Source organism: Catenulispora sp. GAS73 (assembly GCF_041262085.1).
Taxonomy (GTDB): domain Bacteria; phylum Actinomycetota; class Actinomycetes; order Streptomycetales; family Catenulisporaceae; genus Catenulispora.
In genome coordinates, this window is record NZ_JBGCCM010000005.1 from 384,367 (window position 1) to 400,020 (window position 15,654).

14 protein-coding genes are annotated in these 15,654 nt (G+C 69.8%); 4 read left to right on the forward strand and 10 right to left on the reverse strand.

The genetic code is table 11. From position 1 onward, the window contains the following. Window positions 1-97: 97 nt before the first annotated feature. Window positions 98-583 carry a MarR family winged helix-turn-helix transcriptional regulator gene (locus ABH935_RS10285; RefSeq protein ID WP_370377585.1) on the forward strand — a complete coding sequence of 162 codons (486 nt, stop codon included), beginning with the start codon at window positions 98-100 and terminating at the stop codon, window positions 581-583. Between the two features lie 121 nt (window positions 584-704). Continuing rightward, the gene (locus ABH935_RS10290; protein WP_370377586.1) at window positions 705-2,351 is read left to right on the forward strand and encodes a ricin-type beta-trefoil lectin domain protein; all 1,647 of its coding nucleotides are present in this window, start codon (window positions 705-707) and stop codon (window positions 2,349-2,351) included. Window positions 2,352-2,361: 10 nt separating this feature from the next. On the opposite strand, the gene ABH935_RS10295 is transcribed toward ABH935_RS10290, so the two are convergent. Both ABH935_RS10295 and orn read right to left on the reverse strand, forming a co-directional pair. After that, window positions 2,362-3,081, reverse strand: a complete 720-nt coding sequence (locus ABH935_RS10295; protein ID WP_370377587.1) for a hypothetical protein — start codon at window positions 3,079-3,081, stop codon at window positions 2,362-2,364. Between the two features lie 178 nt (window positions 3,082-3,259). Beyond that, complete coding sequence (gene orn, locus ABH935_RS10300) at window positions 3,260-3,850, reverse strand: oligoribonuclease (RefSeq protein WP_370377588.1); 591 nt, start codon at window positions 3,848-3,850, stop codon at window positions 3,260-3,262. A gap of 257 nt (window positions 3,851-4,107) precedes the next feature. Between orn and ABH935_RS10305 the strand changes: the two genes are divergently transcribed. Continuing rightward, window positions 4,108-5,397 (forward strand): pentapeptide repeat-containing protein, encoded by a 1,290-nt coding sequence (locus ABH935_RS10305; RefSeq protein WP_370377589.1) that lies wholly within the window; start codon window positions 4,108-4,110, stop codon window positions 5,395-5,397. Between the two features lie 191 nt (window positions 5,398-5,588). Here ABH935_RS10305 and ABH935_RS10310 read toward each other — a convergent pair whose 3' ends face one another. From ABH935_RS10310 to ABH935_RS10335, 6 genes are all read right to left on the reverse strand, one after another. Beyond that, window positions 5,589-6,047, reverse strand: coding sequence for a phosphotransferase (locus ABH935_RS10310; protein ID WP_370377590.1), 459 nt, complete (start codon window positions 6,045-6,047; stop codon window positions 5,589-5,591). A gap of 80 nt (window positions 6,048-6,127) precedes the next feature. Beyond that, on the reverse strand, window positions 6,128-6,934 hold the full coding sequence (gene larE, locus ABH935_RS10315) for an ATP-dependent sacrificial sulfur transferase LarE (RefSeq protein WP_370377591.1): 807 nt from the start codon (window positions 6,932-6,934) through the stop codon (window positions 6,128-6,130). Continuing rightward, window positions 6,931-7,956 (reverse strand): nickel pincer cofactor biosynthesis protein LarC, encoded by a 1,026-nt coding sequence (gene larC / locus ABH935_RS10320; protein WP_370377592.1) that lies wholly within the window; start codon window positions 7,954-7,956, stop codon window positions 6,931-6,933. The genes larE and larC overlap by 4 nt, the downstream gene beginning before the upstream one ends. A 70-nt stretch (window positions 7,957-8,026) precedes the next feature. Beyond that, window positions 8,027-9,307 carry a nickel-dependent lactate racemase gene (gene larA / locus ABH935_RS10325; RefSeq protein ID WP_370377593.1) on the reverse strand — a complete coding sequence of 427 codons (1,281 nt, stop codon included), beginning with the start codon at window positions 9,305-9,307 and terminating at the stop codon, window positions 8,027-8,029. 201 nt (window positions 9,308-9,508) lie between these two features. Next, on the reverse strand, window positions 9,509-10,210 hold the full coding sequence (locus ABH935_RS10330; RefSeq protein WP_370377594.1) for a FadR/GntR family transcriptional regulator: 702 nt from the start codon (window positions 10,208-10,210) through the stop codon (window positions 9,509-9,511). A gap of 36 nt (window positions 10,211-10,246) precedes the next feature. Further along, on the reverse strand, window positions 10,247-10,555 hold the full coding sequence (locus tag ABH935_RS10335) for a hypothetical protein (protein WP_370377595.1): 309 nt from the start codon (window positions 10,553-10,555) through the stop codon (window positions 10,247-10,249). 388 nt (window positions 10,556-10,943) lie between these two features. On the opposite strand from ABH935_RS10335, the gene ABH935_RS10340 reads away from it, so the two are divergent. Then, entirely contained in the window at window positions 10,944-12,233 is a 1,290-nt protein-coding gene (locus ABH935_RS10340) for a glycoside hydrolase family 6 protein (protein WP_370377596.1), read from the forward strand. Here the strand turns inward: ABH935_RS10340 and ABH935_RS10345 are convergent. Together ABH935_RS10345 and ABH935_RS10350 are read right to left on the reverse strand one after the other, a co-directional pair. Next, window positions 12,211-13,287 (reverse strand): LacI family DNA-binding transcriptional regulator, encoded by a 1,077-nt coding sequence (locus ABH935_RS10345; protein ID WP_370377597.1) that lies wholly within the window; start codon window positions 13,285-13,287, stop codon window positions 12,211-12,213. The two genes, ABH935_RS10340 and ABH935_RS10345, sit on opposite strands and share 23 nt — an antisense overlap. Before the next feature lie 64 nt (window positions 13,288-13,351). Continuing rightward, window positions 13,352-15,595, reverse strand: coding sequence for an RICIN domain-containing protein (locus ABH935_RS10350; protein WP_370377598.1), 2,244 nt, complete (start codon window positions 15,593-15,595; stop codon window positions 13,352-13,354). Window positions 15,596-15,654 lie beyond the last annotated feature (59 nt).

Consider the following 15,654-nt stretch of genomic DNA (forward strand, 5'->3'; position numbering starts at 1 on the left):
GTTCGACGCTGAACCTCGGGCGCTGCCATCCTGACCGGCACAGGGCCTGTCCGTCCAGCCCACAGCACACCGCGAACCGACCAGGAAGGGCGAACCGATGACCGGCACCGGACCCCGGCGCGACCTCGTGCACCTGCTGAGCGTGGCCGAGCACCACGCGGTCCGCCGCCAGGCGGCCGTCCTGCGGGCCGAAGCCGAGGACTGCTCGATCGAGCAGTGGCGGGTGCTCAACCTGCTCGCCGACGGAGACGGCCACACCATGACCGAGCTCGCCGAACACGCGCTGCTGCCCGCGCCGACCGCCACCAAGCTGGTCGACCGGCTCGTCACCGACAACCTGGTCTACCGGCATCCCGACCCCGCGGATCGGCGCCGCGTCCTGGTCCACGCCGCCGACCGCGGCCGCGAACTGCACGCTCGGCTCGCCGCGGCCCTGGCCCGGGCGGAGGCGGACGTGCCGCTGCCGACGGAGGCCGGCACCGAGTTGGCGGTGCTGCTGGATCGCCTGACCGACGGGCCGGACGCCGGCTCGGCGCGGAATCCTGGAATGTTTCATACTCTTCGCTCGGCCTCCCGTCCGTAGCAACGAGCTGACCTGGTTCATCAGCCGAGCCCACCGGGCACCGCCGGCGCCGCCCTTGCGGTCCGACTGGGCTCTTGGCAGCTTCACCTCTGCGATGACGACGACATCAAGGAGGCCTTGGATGTTTCCGACCAACCGCCCGACCATGGCGCGACGCCTGTGGCGCGGCGTCCTGGCCGTAGCCCTGAGCTTGGCAGCCGGCCCGCTGATGGTGTTCTCCGTCTCGGCCCCGCAGGCTCAGGCGCTGAACAACAATCTGGCGCTGACGCCGCAGATGGGGTTCAACGACTGGAACGCCTACGGCTGCAACGTGTCCGAGTCCCTGATCAAGTCCACGGCGCTGGCCATGCACAACGACGGGATGCAGGCGGCCGGGTACCAGTACGTCAACATCGACGACTGCTGGCTCACCCACAACCGCGACTCCTCCGGGCACCTCGTCCCGGATCCCGCCAAGTTCCCCGACGGGATCTCCGGCACCGCCGCCTACGTCCACTCCCTGGGCCTGAAGCTGGGCATCTACGAGGACGCCGGCACCATGACCTGCGCCGGTTTCCCGGGCAGCCTCGGCCACGAGCAGACCGACGCGAGCTCGTTCGCGTCCTGGGGCGTGGACTACCTGAAGTACGACAACTGCTACTCCGACGGCGTCAACCAGACCAGCAACGGCGGACCCAGCGCCCAGAGCCGGTACACCACGATGCGCGACGCGCTGGCCGCCACCGGCCGGCCGATCCTGTTCAGCCTGTGCGACTGGGGCTTCCAGAACCCGTGGAGCTGGGGCGCCGGCGTCGGGAACTCCTGGCGCACCACCGGCGACATCAACGCCAGCTTCGGCAGCATGCTGTCGATCTTCCACAGCAACGTGGGCTTGGCCGCCTACGCCGGCCCCGGCGCCTGGAACGACCCGGACATGCTGGAGATCGGCAACGGCATGTCCGCCACCGAGGACCAGAGCGAGTTCAGCCTCTGGTCGGAGATGGCCGCTCCCCTGATATCCGGGACCAACGTCGCCAACGCGAACTCCACGACGCTCGGCATCCTCACCAACTCCCGCGTGATCGCGGTCGATCAGGATTCGCTCGGGAAGCAGGGCACTGAGGTCGCCTCCTCCGGCGGTCTGGACGTGCTGGCCAAGCCGCTGGCCAACGGCGACGTCTCCGTCGCGCTGTTCAACGAGAACAGCGGCACCGCCACCATCTCCACCTCGGCCGCGGCGATCGGCAAGACCGGCGCGAGCAGCTACACCCTGACCGACCTGTGGAGCGGCGCGACGTCGACGACCACCGGCGCGATCAGCGCCTCGGTCCCCGGACACGGAACCGTCATGCTCCGGGTCGCCGGCGGCACGAGCGGCGGGGGCGGCGGGGGCGGCGCCGGTGAGGTGCACGCCGTCGGCGCCGGCAAGTGCCTGGACGTCCCGAACAGCTCCACCACCGGCGGCACGCAGCTGGACATCAACGCTTGCACCGGCGCCGCGAACCAGGTCTTCACCCACAACAGCTCCAACCAGCTGACCGTCTACACCGGAGCCGGCCAGATGTGCCTGGACGCCAACAACAAGGGCACCACCAACGGCACCAAGGCGATCATCTGGTCCTGCAACGGCCAAACCAACCAGCAATGGACCATCAACGCCAACGGCACCATCACCGGAGTGCAGTCAGGACTCTGCCTGGACGTCACCGGCGCCGCCACCACCGCCGGAACACCAGTGGAACTGTGGACCTGCAACGGACAGAGCAATCAGCAGTGGACGCTCAGCTGAGTGGGAGGTTTCAGGAGGCTGACACCCAGTAGTTGTTCACCTGGAAGTTCATCCCGCCGCTCGAAGAGGTGATCTCCCAGCCGAATTGCACGTTGCCGAGGGTGACGTTGCCGATCCAGTGCTGGGAGTTCTCCAGCCACTTCAGGACGGCGAGGATGTCGACCGTGCCGGAGGTGGAGTAGCCGGTGTTGAGGAAGGAGTAGACGTTGTTGGAGCCGTTCCAACCCTTGTAGACGTTGAAGTTGTAGCCGCCGACCGAGACGTTGGTGACGTAGGAGCCGATGGGGCCGATCGGGCCGGTCTTGTTCAGCCACACCATGATCTCGTCCGCGTTCGACGAGTCCCAGATGTCGTACGCGCTCTCGAAGGCACCGGAGGACGGCACGGAGACGGAGTACCCGGACGTGACCGAGTGCAGCGAGTTGATCGGCGTACCGACCCACTTGCTGACGTTGGGGTAGGACTTGATGCCGCCGGTGTTGGGCTGGTTCGACCACACGCCCCAGTTGCTCGCGGAGTTCGCCCAGATCGTCTGCGGCCCGGCGCCGCCGCCCCACACGTCGTTGTAGAGCGTGTAGCCGTTGTTGTTCCACGACGCGAACTTGTCCGAGGAGGACCACGTGGCCGCCTGCGCGGGGCCGGCCGCCAGCGCGACGGTCGCCACCGCGGCGGGCACCGCGGTGAGGACGAGCACGCTCCGGCGCTTGATGGTGGGGAGGAGTTTTGCCATGGCGAAGCCTCCGGTCCGGGAAGTGGTGCGGGTGAATGGCGCGAATGAAAGTCGAAGCGCTTCGAATAATCAGCCTGTTACATCGACGAGTCAAGACACTCACAGAGGATGCACCGGTAAAGAATCAGTCATCGAACAGCAACCACGTGTTCGACGAGAATAGTTCGAAGCGCTTCGACTACACCGCCAACGAGGATCCCGAAGTAGGAGCTTCCCCCGGAGCGACAAAGATCGCGTCGCGGTAGTACCGCAGCTCGGCGATGGAGTCGCGGATGTCGCCGAGCGCGCGGTGGTTACCGGTCCGCTTCGGCGAGTTGTTGCGGACCTGCGGATACCAGCGGCGCGCCAGCTCCCCCACCGAGGTGACGTCCACGATGCGGTAGTGCAGATACTGTTCGAGCTCTGGCATGTCCCGGGCGAGGAAGCGCCGGTCGAAGCCCACCGAGTTCCCCGCCAGCTGCGCCGTGCCGGGGTCGTGCACATGCTCGCGCACGTAGGCCAGCACCCGCTCCTGCGCCTCGGCCATCGGAATCCCCCCGGCCAGCTCCCCCAGCAGCCCCGACGCGGTATGCATCTCCCGCACCACCTCGACCATGCCGGCCACCAGGCCCGGCAGCTCGTCAGCCGGCGGCGCCACGACCACGTCGACGCCGTCCCCCAGGACGTTCAGCTCCGCATCGGTGACCAGGACGGCCACCTCGATCAGAGCGTCCTTGTCCAGGTCGAGCCCGGTCATCTCGCAGTCGATCCACACCAGCTTGTCACTCATGGATGAACCCTAGGACCTGTTTGAGAATGCGGGGAAACCCGTCAGGGTTCTCGAACAGGCCCCACCCGCGGTGCCAATGCGCTGCAATGGTCTGCATGTCCCGGAAGGCTTCTTCAAGAAGCGCTCAAGGCTCAACCCCCTCGAAGCGCCTCTCGCGTCTTATCGGGGCTGCTCAAGTTGGATCGCGCAAAGGCTGGCAATGGTGTTGGAGAAATCGGGGAGCTTTCGCGGTCGTAGGCGTTCTCGGATGCGCTGCCGTGCTCGTCGCCGTCTATGCGTGGTTCCCCTGGGAGATGGATGGCGCACGCCTGCGCGCCATGGCTCCCAAGGACGAGACCGCCGCACTGGCCGCTGATCGTGACGCGGTACTGAAGATTCTGGCCGGAATCGGAGGCGGCGTCGCGGTGGTCTACACGGTCCGGCGGCACACCATCGACCGGCGGACTCTGGAAGCCACGCGACAGCGTGACTCCGAATCGGCCCGGCTCACCACCGAGGCCCAGGCGACCGACCGCTACGTCAAGGCGATCGGGCTGCTGGCCAGCGACAAGCCGGAGGAACGGCTGGGTGGCATCTACGCGCTGGAGCGGCTCATGGCCGATTCACCTCGCGACCAGCACACCATCCTCGAAGTCCTGGCGGCATTCGCCCGCCGCACCAGCCCTGTTCCCAACCAGGCGCAGGCATTGCCGGCTGAGGATCTGTCCGCGGCGATAACCGTGCTGTCCCGCCGTCCGCGCAGTTCGGAATCGCACACCATCGATCTGCGTCGCACCCACCTGGCCGGACTGGAAATCCCGATCCGCAGCAAGGCAGACCGGGCCGGTGGAACTGGTCGGCCTGATCTGGCGCAGGCGGACCTGCGCGGCTCCGACCTGACCGGTGCGGACCTCGGAGAGATCGACCTGAGCGAGGCCAATCTCCATCAGGCGCGGCTGGCCGGTGCCCGCTTCCGCTTCGCCGACCTGAGCGGGGCCTACATGGACGAGGCGGTGCTGGTGAACGCTGTGCTGAGCCGTGTCGACCTGCATGGGGCGCGCCTGGCGGACGCGGATCTGACGGGTGTCGACTCGTTCCGTTCGAACTTCGCCCGTGCGGATCTGACCGGTGCGACTCTGACCGGCGCGAGACTGGTCAGAGTCAACCTGACCGGCGTCAGCTTCCGTCGTGCGGACCTCACCGGCGCGGACCTCACGGACTCGAACCTGACCTACGCCGCCATGGATGGGGCCGTCCTGAACGGTGTCACCCTGGCGCAATACTCGTTCACCCTCCGGTCGGCGACCGACGAGCCCCTGCCAGGAATCCATCTGGACGGCGCCGATCTGACGAGCGCGCATGTCACCGCCGCCCAGTTGGCGGGTGCGTACCTGACGGACTCGACCAAGCTGCCGGACGCCCTGGCCGCCGATCCGTGGGTGCGCGCCCGCATCGCGGAGTGCCAGGCCTGGGCAGCCGGGCTCAAGGCCAACGGAAGATCCGTGCCGGGGGACCTGGACGGCTTGCCACCGACCGCCGATCCAAGTCGGGTCGTAACGGCCCCCTGACAACGCCGCTTCGCCCTGTGCCGCATTCCCAACACGCAGATATGAACTCCGCTCGCAACTACCGACCCCCGGACACACTCCTCTGGACCAGCGGACGGAATCAGGCCGGAATGCCGGAGCCTTCTGATAAGCGCGGCGCGAGCCGCCTTGGTCCTCTAGCCGTTTTCGGCTTCGAACAATCCGATGGTAGGTCAGACTGCTGCTTCGGAGCGCCGCGCGAGGATATCGGCCACGGTCGCGTTCACGGTCCGCTCCGAGGTGTCGAGCCACAGGCCGATGTGTGGCGTACGTCGGCGGAGCTGGTCGTCCAGAGCCGCGATATCCAGTTCGCCCGGCCGGTACGCGACCTTCCCTTGTGCTATCTGCCTCGCCTGGTCGCGGCTTCGAACCACATCGGGTCGCGGTACGAGGACGACTACGTGGCATGGTCGGGTGCGGATCGCGGCGACCATGTCGGTCAGGTGGGTACCGAGGATGATGTCCTGGAGCACCACCGTGAACTCGGCGTCGGCGTACTCGTCGGCGACCGACGCGGCGAGTGCGTGGCGCAGCCGGAGCTGGCGGACCGCCTCGGCCGGCGGATCGGCCGGGCCCATCTCCGCGCGGCCGTTGACCACCATGCGGCGAAACACGTCACCGCGCACGTGCACCGAGTGCTCCAAGCGCTCGGCGAGGGCCTGCGCGAGGCGTCGACTTGCCCGATGCCTGGATGCCGGTGACGACGAAGACCTCAGCCATCGTTGAGCCGTCCCGAGCGGAACGCGCTGACCTCGAACCCTCCGGCCTCGAATCCGGCGGCCTCGACCGCCTCCCGCACTCCGGCCAGCGCCGCGACCGCCTCGACGTCGCCGGCGGGCACCTCCACGCGCGCCGATGTGCCGAGGTCGCGGACCCGGAGGTCGGTGACCGGGATCCGGGCCTGTGCCAGTACGGCGCGCAGCGCTGTCTCGGCGCGGTCGACGCGCGCCAGGCGGTGCGGGGTGACCTCGATGCCGTGGCGGATGCGGCTGGCCAGGCAGGGGGTGGCGGGTTTGTCCCAGGTGGGCAGGGACCAGGTTCGGCTGATCTCGCGGACGTCGGCCTTGGTGAGTCCGGCTTCCAGCAGCGGCGTGCGGATTCCGCGTTCGCGGCCGGCGGCGATGCCGGGGCGGAACGGGTCCGCGGCGTCGTCGGCGTTGGTGCCGGTGGCGACTTGGTCGAAGCCGTGCTCGGCGGCGAGGGCGACGATGGTGTCCAAGACCTCGGACTTGCAGAAGTAGCAGCGGTCCCGGCCGTTGGCGCGGTAGCCGGCGCTGCGCAGCTCGTGGGTCCGGGGCGTCAGGTGCTCCACGCCCTGCGCTGCGGCGAACGCCCGCGCCGGGTCGAGCTCCCCGGACGCGAGGCTCTCCGAGACCGCGGTGACCGCCAGGACCTTGCCGGGCCCGAGCGCCCGCGCAGCGGCGGCGAGGACGAGGGCTGAGTCGGCGCCGCCGGAGTAGGCGACCGCGAGGCGGCCGTAGCTGCCGACGATGTCGAGCAGTGTGTCGGCGGCAGTCATGCGGCACTCCCGATGCGAACGGTCTCCAAACCACGCGGCAGCACCACGTGATCGACGGTGCTGCGCCGGAGGCCGAGAGCACCGGTCTCGACGAACAGCAGCTCTTGCAGCGCGTCGCAGTCCTGCGGCCGGACCAGCAGGTGCAGGACGTGGCCGGGCCAGCCCTTCCTCATGACCGCCGGAGTCGCCCACGCATCGAGCGCGCCGGCTTCCAGCGAGCGCGCGATGACGTGGCCGAGGACCTCGCCGGTCATGTCGTCCAGGTTGGCCTCCAGAACGGCCACAGCCTCACCGTCGCCGCCACCACCACCGCGCCGCTCGCCGAGCGTCACACCGACGACGTTCGGCCGGTCGGCAAGGCAGCGCGTGCCCGCGCCGTAACCGGTGGCCCGCACCGTCATCGCCGGAACCGGATCGAAGCGCGCGTCGAGCGCGCGCAGCAGCGCCGCAGCGGTCGGGGTCACGGTCTCGCCGGGGATGTCAGTGCCGATGACCGCGGCCCCGGTGAGCAGAGCCAGCGTCGCCGGAGCCGGAGCCGGGATCAGGCCGTGCGCACTCCGCACGCGGCCCGTGCCCAGCGGGAGCGGCGCACACACGACGTCGTCGACGCCGAGCGCGTGCATCGCGGCCGCGACGCCGACGACGTCCACGATCGTGTCGTGCCCGCCGAGCTCGTGCAGGTGCACGGAGCCCGGGTCGGTGCCGTGGATGCGCGCTTCGACCTCTGCGATGGCCTGCAACGCGGCGACGGCGCGCGCCGCGACCGGCTCCGGCACCGCCGCCGAGGCCAGCGCGATGAGTTCGGCGGCACGGCGTTCGGCGGCGTGGTCGGTGACACGGACGTGGACGCGCGTGGCGGCCAGGCCGTGATCGGTGACGCGCTCGGCGATCAGGTCCCACCCGGTCAGCCCGGTGGCCGCGACGGCGGCTCGGACCGGCTCGATCGGGGCGCCGGCGTCGAGCAGGGCGGCGAGCAGCATGTCGCCGGCCAGGCCGGTGAAGGGGTTGATCCAGCAGATCACCGGCGGTCCTCCAGTACGCGGGCGAGCCGGTGGGCGGCCGTCGCGGCGAATCCGGGGCCGAGGATCCCGCTCACGACGCCGTGTCCGCGAGGTAGGGGATGGTCTGGGGACCCTCCGGCAGCACACACAGCCGCGCTCCGGCCCCGGCGCGCGCCAGCGCTTCGGCGACCGTCGCGGATATATCAGCGGTCTGTTCCAGATGCGCCGTCGCGAGCTCGGCGTCGCTGAGATGGGATGTGTGCATGACGACGCGGCTCCCCGACTGGATGCGTGCCTGGATCTGCACCTGCCACTGGTCGGGCACCGTCTCGGGCCGGGCGCTGATGGCGTCGAGCAGCGCGCGCGGCGACGCCGCCGAGGCCAGCACCTCGCGGTAGGAGCCGTGGTCGGGGAAGCCGTCGCGGCACTCGGCCGCGCAGACGATCATCCCGCCGGGCTTCACGACCTGGTATGCCGCGGACATGCCCTTCACAGCCTGGTAGAGGTTCTGGTCCAGCGGGAAGCCGGAGTTGGTGGTGACCACCACGTCGAACGGCGCCTCGACCGCCCGCATCGCGGTCCGGCGCGCGAGCGCGGTGGCCGCGGCGTGCATCGCCGGCAGGTCGCCGCCGAAGGCCGCGACGATGTCCTGCTCGCGGTTGAGGACCACGTCGAAGGCGAAGGTGACGCCGGTGGCATCGGCGATGGCGCGCACGTCGTCGTGCACCGGGTTGCCGTGGACGACGCCCCAGGTGGCGCGCGGGTCGCCGATGCGGGCGGCGTCGTGCAGGACCAGCACGGTCTCCAACGCGGCCAGCCCCGGCGCGACCAGCTTCGGCCCGCCGGAGAACCCGGCGAAGAAGTGCGGCTCGACGAAGCCGGTGGTGATCCGGACGTCCGCCTCGGCCCATTCGCGGTTCAGCCAGACCGGGACGCCGGCGCCGAAGGTGCCCATCCAGGCCAGCTGCCCCGGATCGCGGGCGTCGTGGTTGACGATCCGCACGCTGTCCACGACCTCGTCGCCGAACATCCGCCGCAGCTCGGCGTCGCTGTTGCCGCGGTGGGTGCCGGTGGCCACCAGGATCACCACGTCTTCGAGCCGGACCACGCCGTCCAGTTCGGCGAGGATCGCGGGGATCATCAGGTGGCGGGGCTGCGGCCGGGTGCCGTCGCAGGCGGAGATGGCGACGGTCTGGCCCCGATGCACGCGCTCCCGTAACGGCGGTCCGGCGACCGGATCGCGCAGCGCGGCCAGCAGCACAGCCGTCTGGTCGGCCGCCGCCTCGTGGTGGACGGGCTCGACGACCGTGGTCACCGCCGGATCCACGTCGATGTCGAGGCCTGATTCGCCGTACGCGAGCCGGACTCTCATGCCGACACCTCAGGCACAGCCGCGGCCGATGGCGACTTGGACAGGTGGTTTCGCACGAATATCAGCTCCGGTAGTGCGCGCACGGTATCGATTGTGACAGGGAGCTGATGCGGCAGAGCGAGCAGGTCGTCCACCGGACGCGCTTCGGCGACCGCGTCGATGCGGCGCTCCAGGCCTGCCCGACGAGGTGTTCGTCGAGTCTCACGCCTCGTCCTCGACCTGATGGTCGAGGAGATGGGCCCGGAACCAGGTCTCCGTGGTGCTGATGTGCAGGAGAGCCGCGGCCTGCGCCAGCGCCGCGTCGCCGGCGGCGAGGGCGTCGTAGATGGCCTGGTGTTCGGCGATGGTGCGGTCTGCGACGGCCCCGTCGACCATGCCGCGCCAGACCCGGGCCTGCACGGTGCGGCTGGAGATGCCCTCCAGCAGCGAGCTCAGAGTCTGGTTGCCGGTCGCGGCGAACACGGCACGGTGGAACGCGGCGTCGTGCTGGTTGAGCAGTTCCACATCGTCCTTGGCCGCACGCATCGCCTCCAGCTGGTTCGCCACCTCGCCGAGCTCCGCGGCGGTGATCCGCGCGGCGGCCACGCCGGTGGCGACCGGCTCGAAGAGCCTGCGCACCTCGGCCAGTTCCAGCTGGGTGTCGCCCTGCAGCAGTTCGAAGGCCGCGCCGAGCCCTTCGAGCAGGACCGCAGGCTCCAGGCTGGTCACGTACGTCCCGTCGCCGCGGCGGATCTCCAGCACCCGCGCCACCACCAGCGCCTTGACCGCCTCGCGCGTCAGGTTCCGGGACAGGCCCAGCTCCGAGGCGAGCTGCTGCTCCGGAGGGAGCCGCGATCCGGGCGGCAGCTCGCCGGACACGATGAGCTCCCGGATGCGGGTGATCGCTTTGTCGGACAGGGACATGGGCGGCAGCGTAACAGAGACATCCCATGTCTTCCGCTAGCCGGGGAGGACGACAGACCAGTTCATGGGACCGCCGACGATCACCGTGATCGGCATGTCTGAGGTCAGGGCGGGGAATCCGGCGCGTGCTCGCGCCGTCAACGCCTCAGGGCTCAGAGCGAGGACCGCCTGTTTCTCATCGGCGGCGGGGGCGAGCCTGGCGATCAGGCCGGAGAAGTCCTTGTTCGGACCGATCGCCGTGATCGCATCGCCGTTGGCCGCCTTGACGCCGATCACCGCATCAGCCAAACGCTTCGACTCGGCCAGGTACTCCTTCACGGAATACCGCGCTTCCACGACAGTCACAGTGATTCCCAGGGCCCTGTCACGCTCTACCTCAGCCGCCACATCCGCAGGGACCGAACCCTTCCACCGGACGATGATCGCCCGATTCGGCGTGTCCAAGGAGACCGCGGCGAAACCCGACCCGGGATTCTTGTCGGCCAGCGCGCGAATCCGATCAGCAGCCTGCGACAACGGCACCTGATCCGCCATCCGCTTCGCGACCTCCGGAGTGAGCCCCGGGGTGGTCCAATCATCCATTTCGCCCCAGCCCCCTGTGAAACTTTCATCGCCGCCCGCGAAACAGCGTGCTCAAGACCTGCGAGCAACGCCAGAGACCGCGATGACGCGTTGACACCGCCCCGAGCGCACTGGAGATTGCGGACACCGACCCTTCCACCAGTGAGGAACCATGCTGTCCAGAACCGCGAAACTCCTGCTCGCCGCAGGTCTCACCGTAACAGCCGCAGCCCTGGGCCCGGCCGCGGCGGGGGCGTCAGCCGCGAGCACCGGCCACACGCTGCCGCCGGACACCCGCTTCGCGGTCACGCCCGACAACGAGGCCGAGCGCCAGGCCCTCACCGACCTGCGCCAGGGCGACTTCACCGACGCCGCGGCCATGGCGAAGCTGGCCAGCTGGCCGGAGGCGACCTGGTTCACCGGCGGCACCCCGGACCAGGTCCGCAGCCAGGTCCGGGCCGCCGTCCGGACCGCCGCCGCCGAGCGCGCGGTCCCGGTGCTGGTCGCCTACGACATCCCGCTGCGCGACTGCAGTCAGTACTCCTCCGGCGGCGCGGCGTCCGACGCCGCGTACCAGCAGTGGATATCAGCGTTCGCACAAGGCGTCGGCTCCAGCCGGGCCGTGGTGGTCGTCGAGCCCGACGCGCTGGCGAACCTGCCCTCGGACTGCAGCGCCACCACCGACCCGACCGGGGCCCTGACCGCCGGCCGCATCGCTGACATCAACTACGCCGTGACCGCGCTCGAAGCCAAGCCGCAGACGGTCGTCTACCTCGACGCCGGGAACAGCCAGTGGCACTCCGTCGGCGACATGGCGCACCGCCTGATCCAGGCCGGTGTCGGCCAGGCCCAGGGCTTCTTCCTGAACGTGTCCAACTACCAGCCCACCGACCAGACCGACCACTACGGCACCTGGGTCTCCCAGTGCCTGTGGTTCGCCACCGACGGCCCGGCGTGGGCGGCCGGACACACCGACTACTGCGCCAGCCAGTACTACTCCTCGACCGCGCCGAACGACGGCAAGCCCGGCGACGCGGTGTCCCCGACCGACCCGAGCACCTGGCACTGGACCGACGCCTGGTACACCCAGAACGTCGGCACGCCCCCGGCCGCGCAGCTGACCCACTTCGTCGTGGACACCAGCCGCAACGGCCAGGGCGCCTGGACCCCGACGCCGGGCAAGTACACCGGCGACCCGCAGGTCTGGTGCAACCCGCCGGGGCGCGGCATCGGCGCCGAACCCACAGCCGCCACCGGCGTCCCGCTCGTCGACGCCTACCTCTACATCAAGACCATCGGCGAGTCCGACGGCAGCTGCACCCGCGGCACCGCAGGGCCCGGCGACCCCGAATACGGCGGCACGGTCGACCCGGCGGCCGGCGCCTGGTGGCCCGCGCAGGCGCTCACCCTCGCCGACAACGCGGTCCCGGCGCTGACGTTCAATCCCCGCCTGTTCCCCTGACCCGGCTCGGCGCGGTCGGCCGTAAGAACGCCGGCCGCGCCGACGGCCGCGGGGCGGGCCCGGTGCTGGCTCGCAGTGAGATCGGCGGCACGAACAGGCGGTGCCGGGCGGGGGCGTCGGGGTCGGCGATGCGCTCGGTGAGCAGATCCACCGCGACGGCACCCATCTCCATCGACGGCACGTCGGCGGCGGTCAGCGCCGGGTGGAACTCCTCAGCCCACTGATCCGCCGCGACCCCGGCGATGGAGAACGTCCTCGGGATCTCGTGGCCCGCCCGCTCCAGCCCGCGCTGGACCCCCGGCAGCGCCGCCTCGTTGACGGTGACGATCGCGGTCGTCGCGGGCCGCGTGGCCAGGATCTCCGCCACGCAGCGCTCGCCCCCGGCGACGTCGTCCTCGCAGGAGAACTCTGATCCGCTCACCTCGCGCCGTTCCACCGCCGCGGCGAACCCCTCCTGCGCCCGCCGCCCGGGGCCGTAGCCGGCGGCCACCATCCCGGCCGGCCGGTTGACCAGCGCGAGATGCCGGTGGCCGAGGTCGACCAGGTGGTCGACGCACCCGCCGACCAGGCTCGCGTAGTCCTCGTCGACCCACCACGTCCCCTCCGGTTCGGCGGTGCGGCCGATGGTCACGAACGGCATCTCGGTCTGCGCGAGGCGGTCGACGCGCGGATCGTCCAGCCGGATCTCCATCAGGATCACGCCGTCCACCCGCCGACCGCCGACCAGGCGCTCGAACGAGCCGTCGTGGTCGCCGCCGGACGGCGAGAGCAGCACGTCCAGATCCACCAGCGCCGCGGCCTCCACGACGCTGGCGACGAAGCCCAGCTGCATCGACGTCAGCCGCGCCCCGGCCGGCGGGATCACCAGGCCCACCGTCCGGGTCCGGCCCTCTTTCAGCGCACGGGCCGTGGCACTGGGGCGGTAGTCGAGCTCGTCGATGACCGCCTGGATGCGCGCCCGGGTCTCCTCCGAGACCGGCCGCTTACCGCTGAGCGCGTACGACACCGTGCTGCGCGCCACCCCCGAGCGGCGCGCTATCTCTCCGATGTTCATGACCCTCCGCGGTCGACAGGTCGAACCGATCATTGATCCGAAGTCTACGACCGCGACAGGGACCTCAACGGACCGTGAAGTCCTGGTTGCCTCCGGAGGTGTTCTTGCACTGCCACTGGTCGAGCTGCTGGCCCAGGTTGCTGCCGGCACCGTAGACGTCCAGACACAGACCACTGCCCTGGTTCCGGAACGAGTAGCCGCCGTCGGATTGCTGGACGGGAAGCCACAGGCTGCTCGCCGCGCCGTTCGGCACCTGCTGCACGATGTCGGGCTGACCAGCGGTCGTGGAACCGCCGGACACCGCCACATCGTCGCCGGAGTTCTGAGCCTGAAGCTCGCCGTAGCCGCCGGACACCGGCACGAACTGGAACTGCTGGTTGGTCTGGCCGTTGCAGGTCCACTGGTCGATCGCGGCTCCGGCCGCCCCGGCGGCGCCGTAGACGTCCAGGCAGAGGCTGTCGTTGCCGACGACGAGTCGGTGATAGCCGCTCGGGAACCCGGTCGTCTGGCCCTGCCCGATCTTCCACTCGTCGGAGCCCGCGGTGGTGCAGGCGGTCTGGACGAGCCCCGCGCCGCCGGCGGTACTGCCTCCGTTCGGAGCTACACACTGCCCCGAATTCTGTGCCACCACCTGGTAGATACCGGTCCCCACCGCATGCAGCGCGAACTGTTCGTCAGTGCCGTAGGTACACGGACTCTGAGTCACCGCCGTACCGGCCTGCACGCAGTCGCCGGGCGTCATCGGACGAATGAAGTACGTGCTGCTTCCGGCCGCCGTCGGGACGAACTGGAACTGCTGGTCGGCCCCCGCCCCGCACGAGCCCTGATCGAACTGCGCCGAAGCCACGGTGGTGAAGCCGGGGTTCTCCATGCACAGGTTGTCGCCCTGGTTGACCACGCTGCTGCTGAACCCCTGTGCGAAGCCGGGCAGCAGATACACCGCGAACGCGTCATGCGATGCCTGGAAGGTCAAAGGCAGCGTCACCGATCCGCCGGAGACGTTCACGATCTGATCCGACGCCACCTGCGGCGCCGTGAGCGCGGCCTGGTCCGGGATCCGGTAGACAACGGCTTCGACCGTGCCGTTGTTCGCCAGCCAGGGTACCGACGACAACCCGTTGAACGTCACCGACGCGGAGCCGGTGTAGCCGTTCGAATCCCCGACGACGGCCACCGCGCGCCGACGCGCACTGTCCTCCGCCGCCGAGATCGCCGTGGATCCGACCTGGCCGGAGGTGGAGACCAGGGAACCGGTCAGGTCCGCGTACGCCCGCATCGTCCACCAGTTGCCGGTGTACGCGGCGCCGCCGCTCGCGTTCGGATCGATGACGCCGGTCAGGTTCGGCGAGACGCAGCACTGCCAGTTGCCGCGCATCGCGTTGGTGTAGCCGGACTGCGCGAACCGTGCCAGATACCAGGCGGTCACTCCGGCCGTCTGCCGGTCAGCAGGCTGATATTCGTTGGCCGACAACGGGATCGGGTTGAGCCCGGCCGCCGAGATCGCGCTGTTCAGGGACTGGGAGACCGTGACCGGATCGTCGACGTCGCCCTCGTCGTGGTTGGTGATCATGTCCGGCACGGTCCCGGCCGCCTTCACGTGCGCCAGCCACGTCTGCCACTGGGCCGACCGGCTCTGCGGGGTGTAGGCGAACGACGGTCCGACGATCTGGGCGCCGGGGGCGACCCGCCGGATCTCGCGGTAGGCGGTGTCCCACATCTGGAAGTACTGCGCGCTGTTCACGCCGCGCGTCCAGAAGACTGAGATGTCCGGCTCGTTGTCGATGTCGTAGGCGAATTTCACACCAGAGGCCTGCAACGCCCCGACCGTCGAGTCGATGAACGAGACCCAGTTCGAGCAGTTGCCGTTGTCGCAGGGGTAGGTCGTGTTCGAGGGCTGTCCGCCGTTCAGGCCGTACATGTCCGTGACCAGTACCTGGTACTGCGCGTGGTACGGAGGCTGGGTGAGCCGGCGCGCCTGGTCGATGATCGAGGCGACGTCGGCCTGGCTGGCGGAGCCGTACTGGTAGCCGTCCTTGATCCAGCCACCCGAATACCAGCCGCCGCCCCGGTGCGCCGTGACGCCGAGGGGTTGCAGGTACTGGTCGGCAGGTTGCGTGCCGTCGACGGTCAGGCCGTACAGGAAACCCTCCCCCACGCCGGTGGCCGGACCGGTCGGGGCCGCGAGGTTCACGCTCAGCGCCTCCCCCGCCGCGGCCTGCCCGCGCGCCGCGGAGAACGACGGGATCGCCAACGCCACCACCACGGCGGCCGCCATCGCGATCCGCCTCATGCTTGTTCGAACTCTCATCCGTCACTCCCTGGTCGAATCGATTCGCGCGCCCGGCCGCAGAGGGCTGGGCGCGCTCA

Bases quoted from the DNA above. Each gene is read 5' to 3' on its own strand.
- ABH935_RS10285 (WP_370377585.1), top strand. From the start codon at position 98: ATGACCGGCACCGGACCCCGGCGCGACCTCGTGCACCTGCTGAGCGTG.
- ABH935_RS10290 (WP_370377586.1), top strand. From the start codon at position 705: ATGTTTCCGACCAACCGCCCGACCATGGCGCGACGCCTGTGGCGCGGC.
- ABH935_RS10295 (WP_370377587.1), bottom strand. From the start codon at position 3,081: ATGGCAAAACTCCTCCCCACCATCAAGCGCCGGAGCGTGCTCGTCCTC.
- orn (WP_370377588.1), bottom strand. From the start codon at position 3,850: ATGAGTGACAAGCTGGTGTGGATCGACTGCGAGATGACCGGGCTCGAC.
- larE (WP_370377591.1), bottom strand. From the start codon at position 6,934: ATGACTGCCGCCGACACACTGCTCGACATCGTCGGCAGCTACGGCCGC.
- larA (WP_370377593.1), bottom strand. From the start codon at position 9,307: ATGAGAGTCCGGCTCGCGTACGGCGAATCAGGCCTCGACATCGACGTG.
- ABH935_RS10330 (WP_370377594.1), bottom strand. From the start codon at position 10,210: ATGTCCCTGTCCGACAAAGCGATCACCCGCATCCGGGAGCTCATCGTG.
- ABH935_RS10340 (WP_370377596.1), top strand. From the start codon at position 10,944: ATGCTGTCCAGAACCGCGAAACTCCTGCTCGCCGCAGGTCTCACCGTA.
- ABH935_RS10345 (WP_370377597.1), bottom strand. From the start codon at position 13,287: ATGAACATCGGAGAGATAGCGCGCCGCTCGGGGGTGGCGCGCAGCACG.
- ABH935_RS10350 (WP_370377598.1), bottom strand. From the start codon at position 15,595: ATGAGAGTTCGAACAAGCATGAGGCGGATCGCGATGGCGGCCGCCGTG.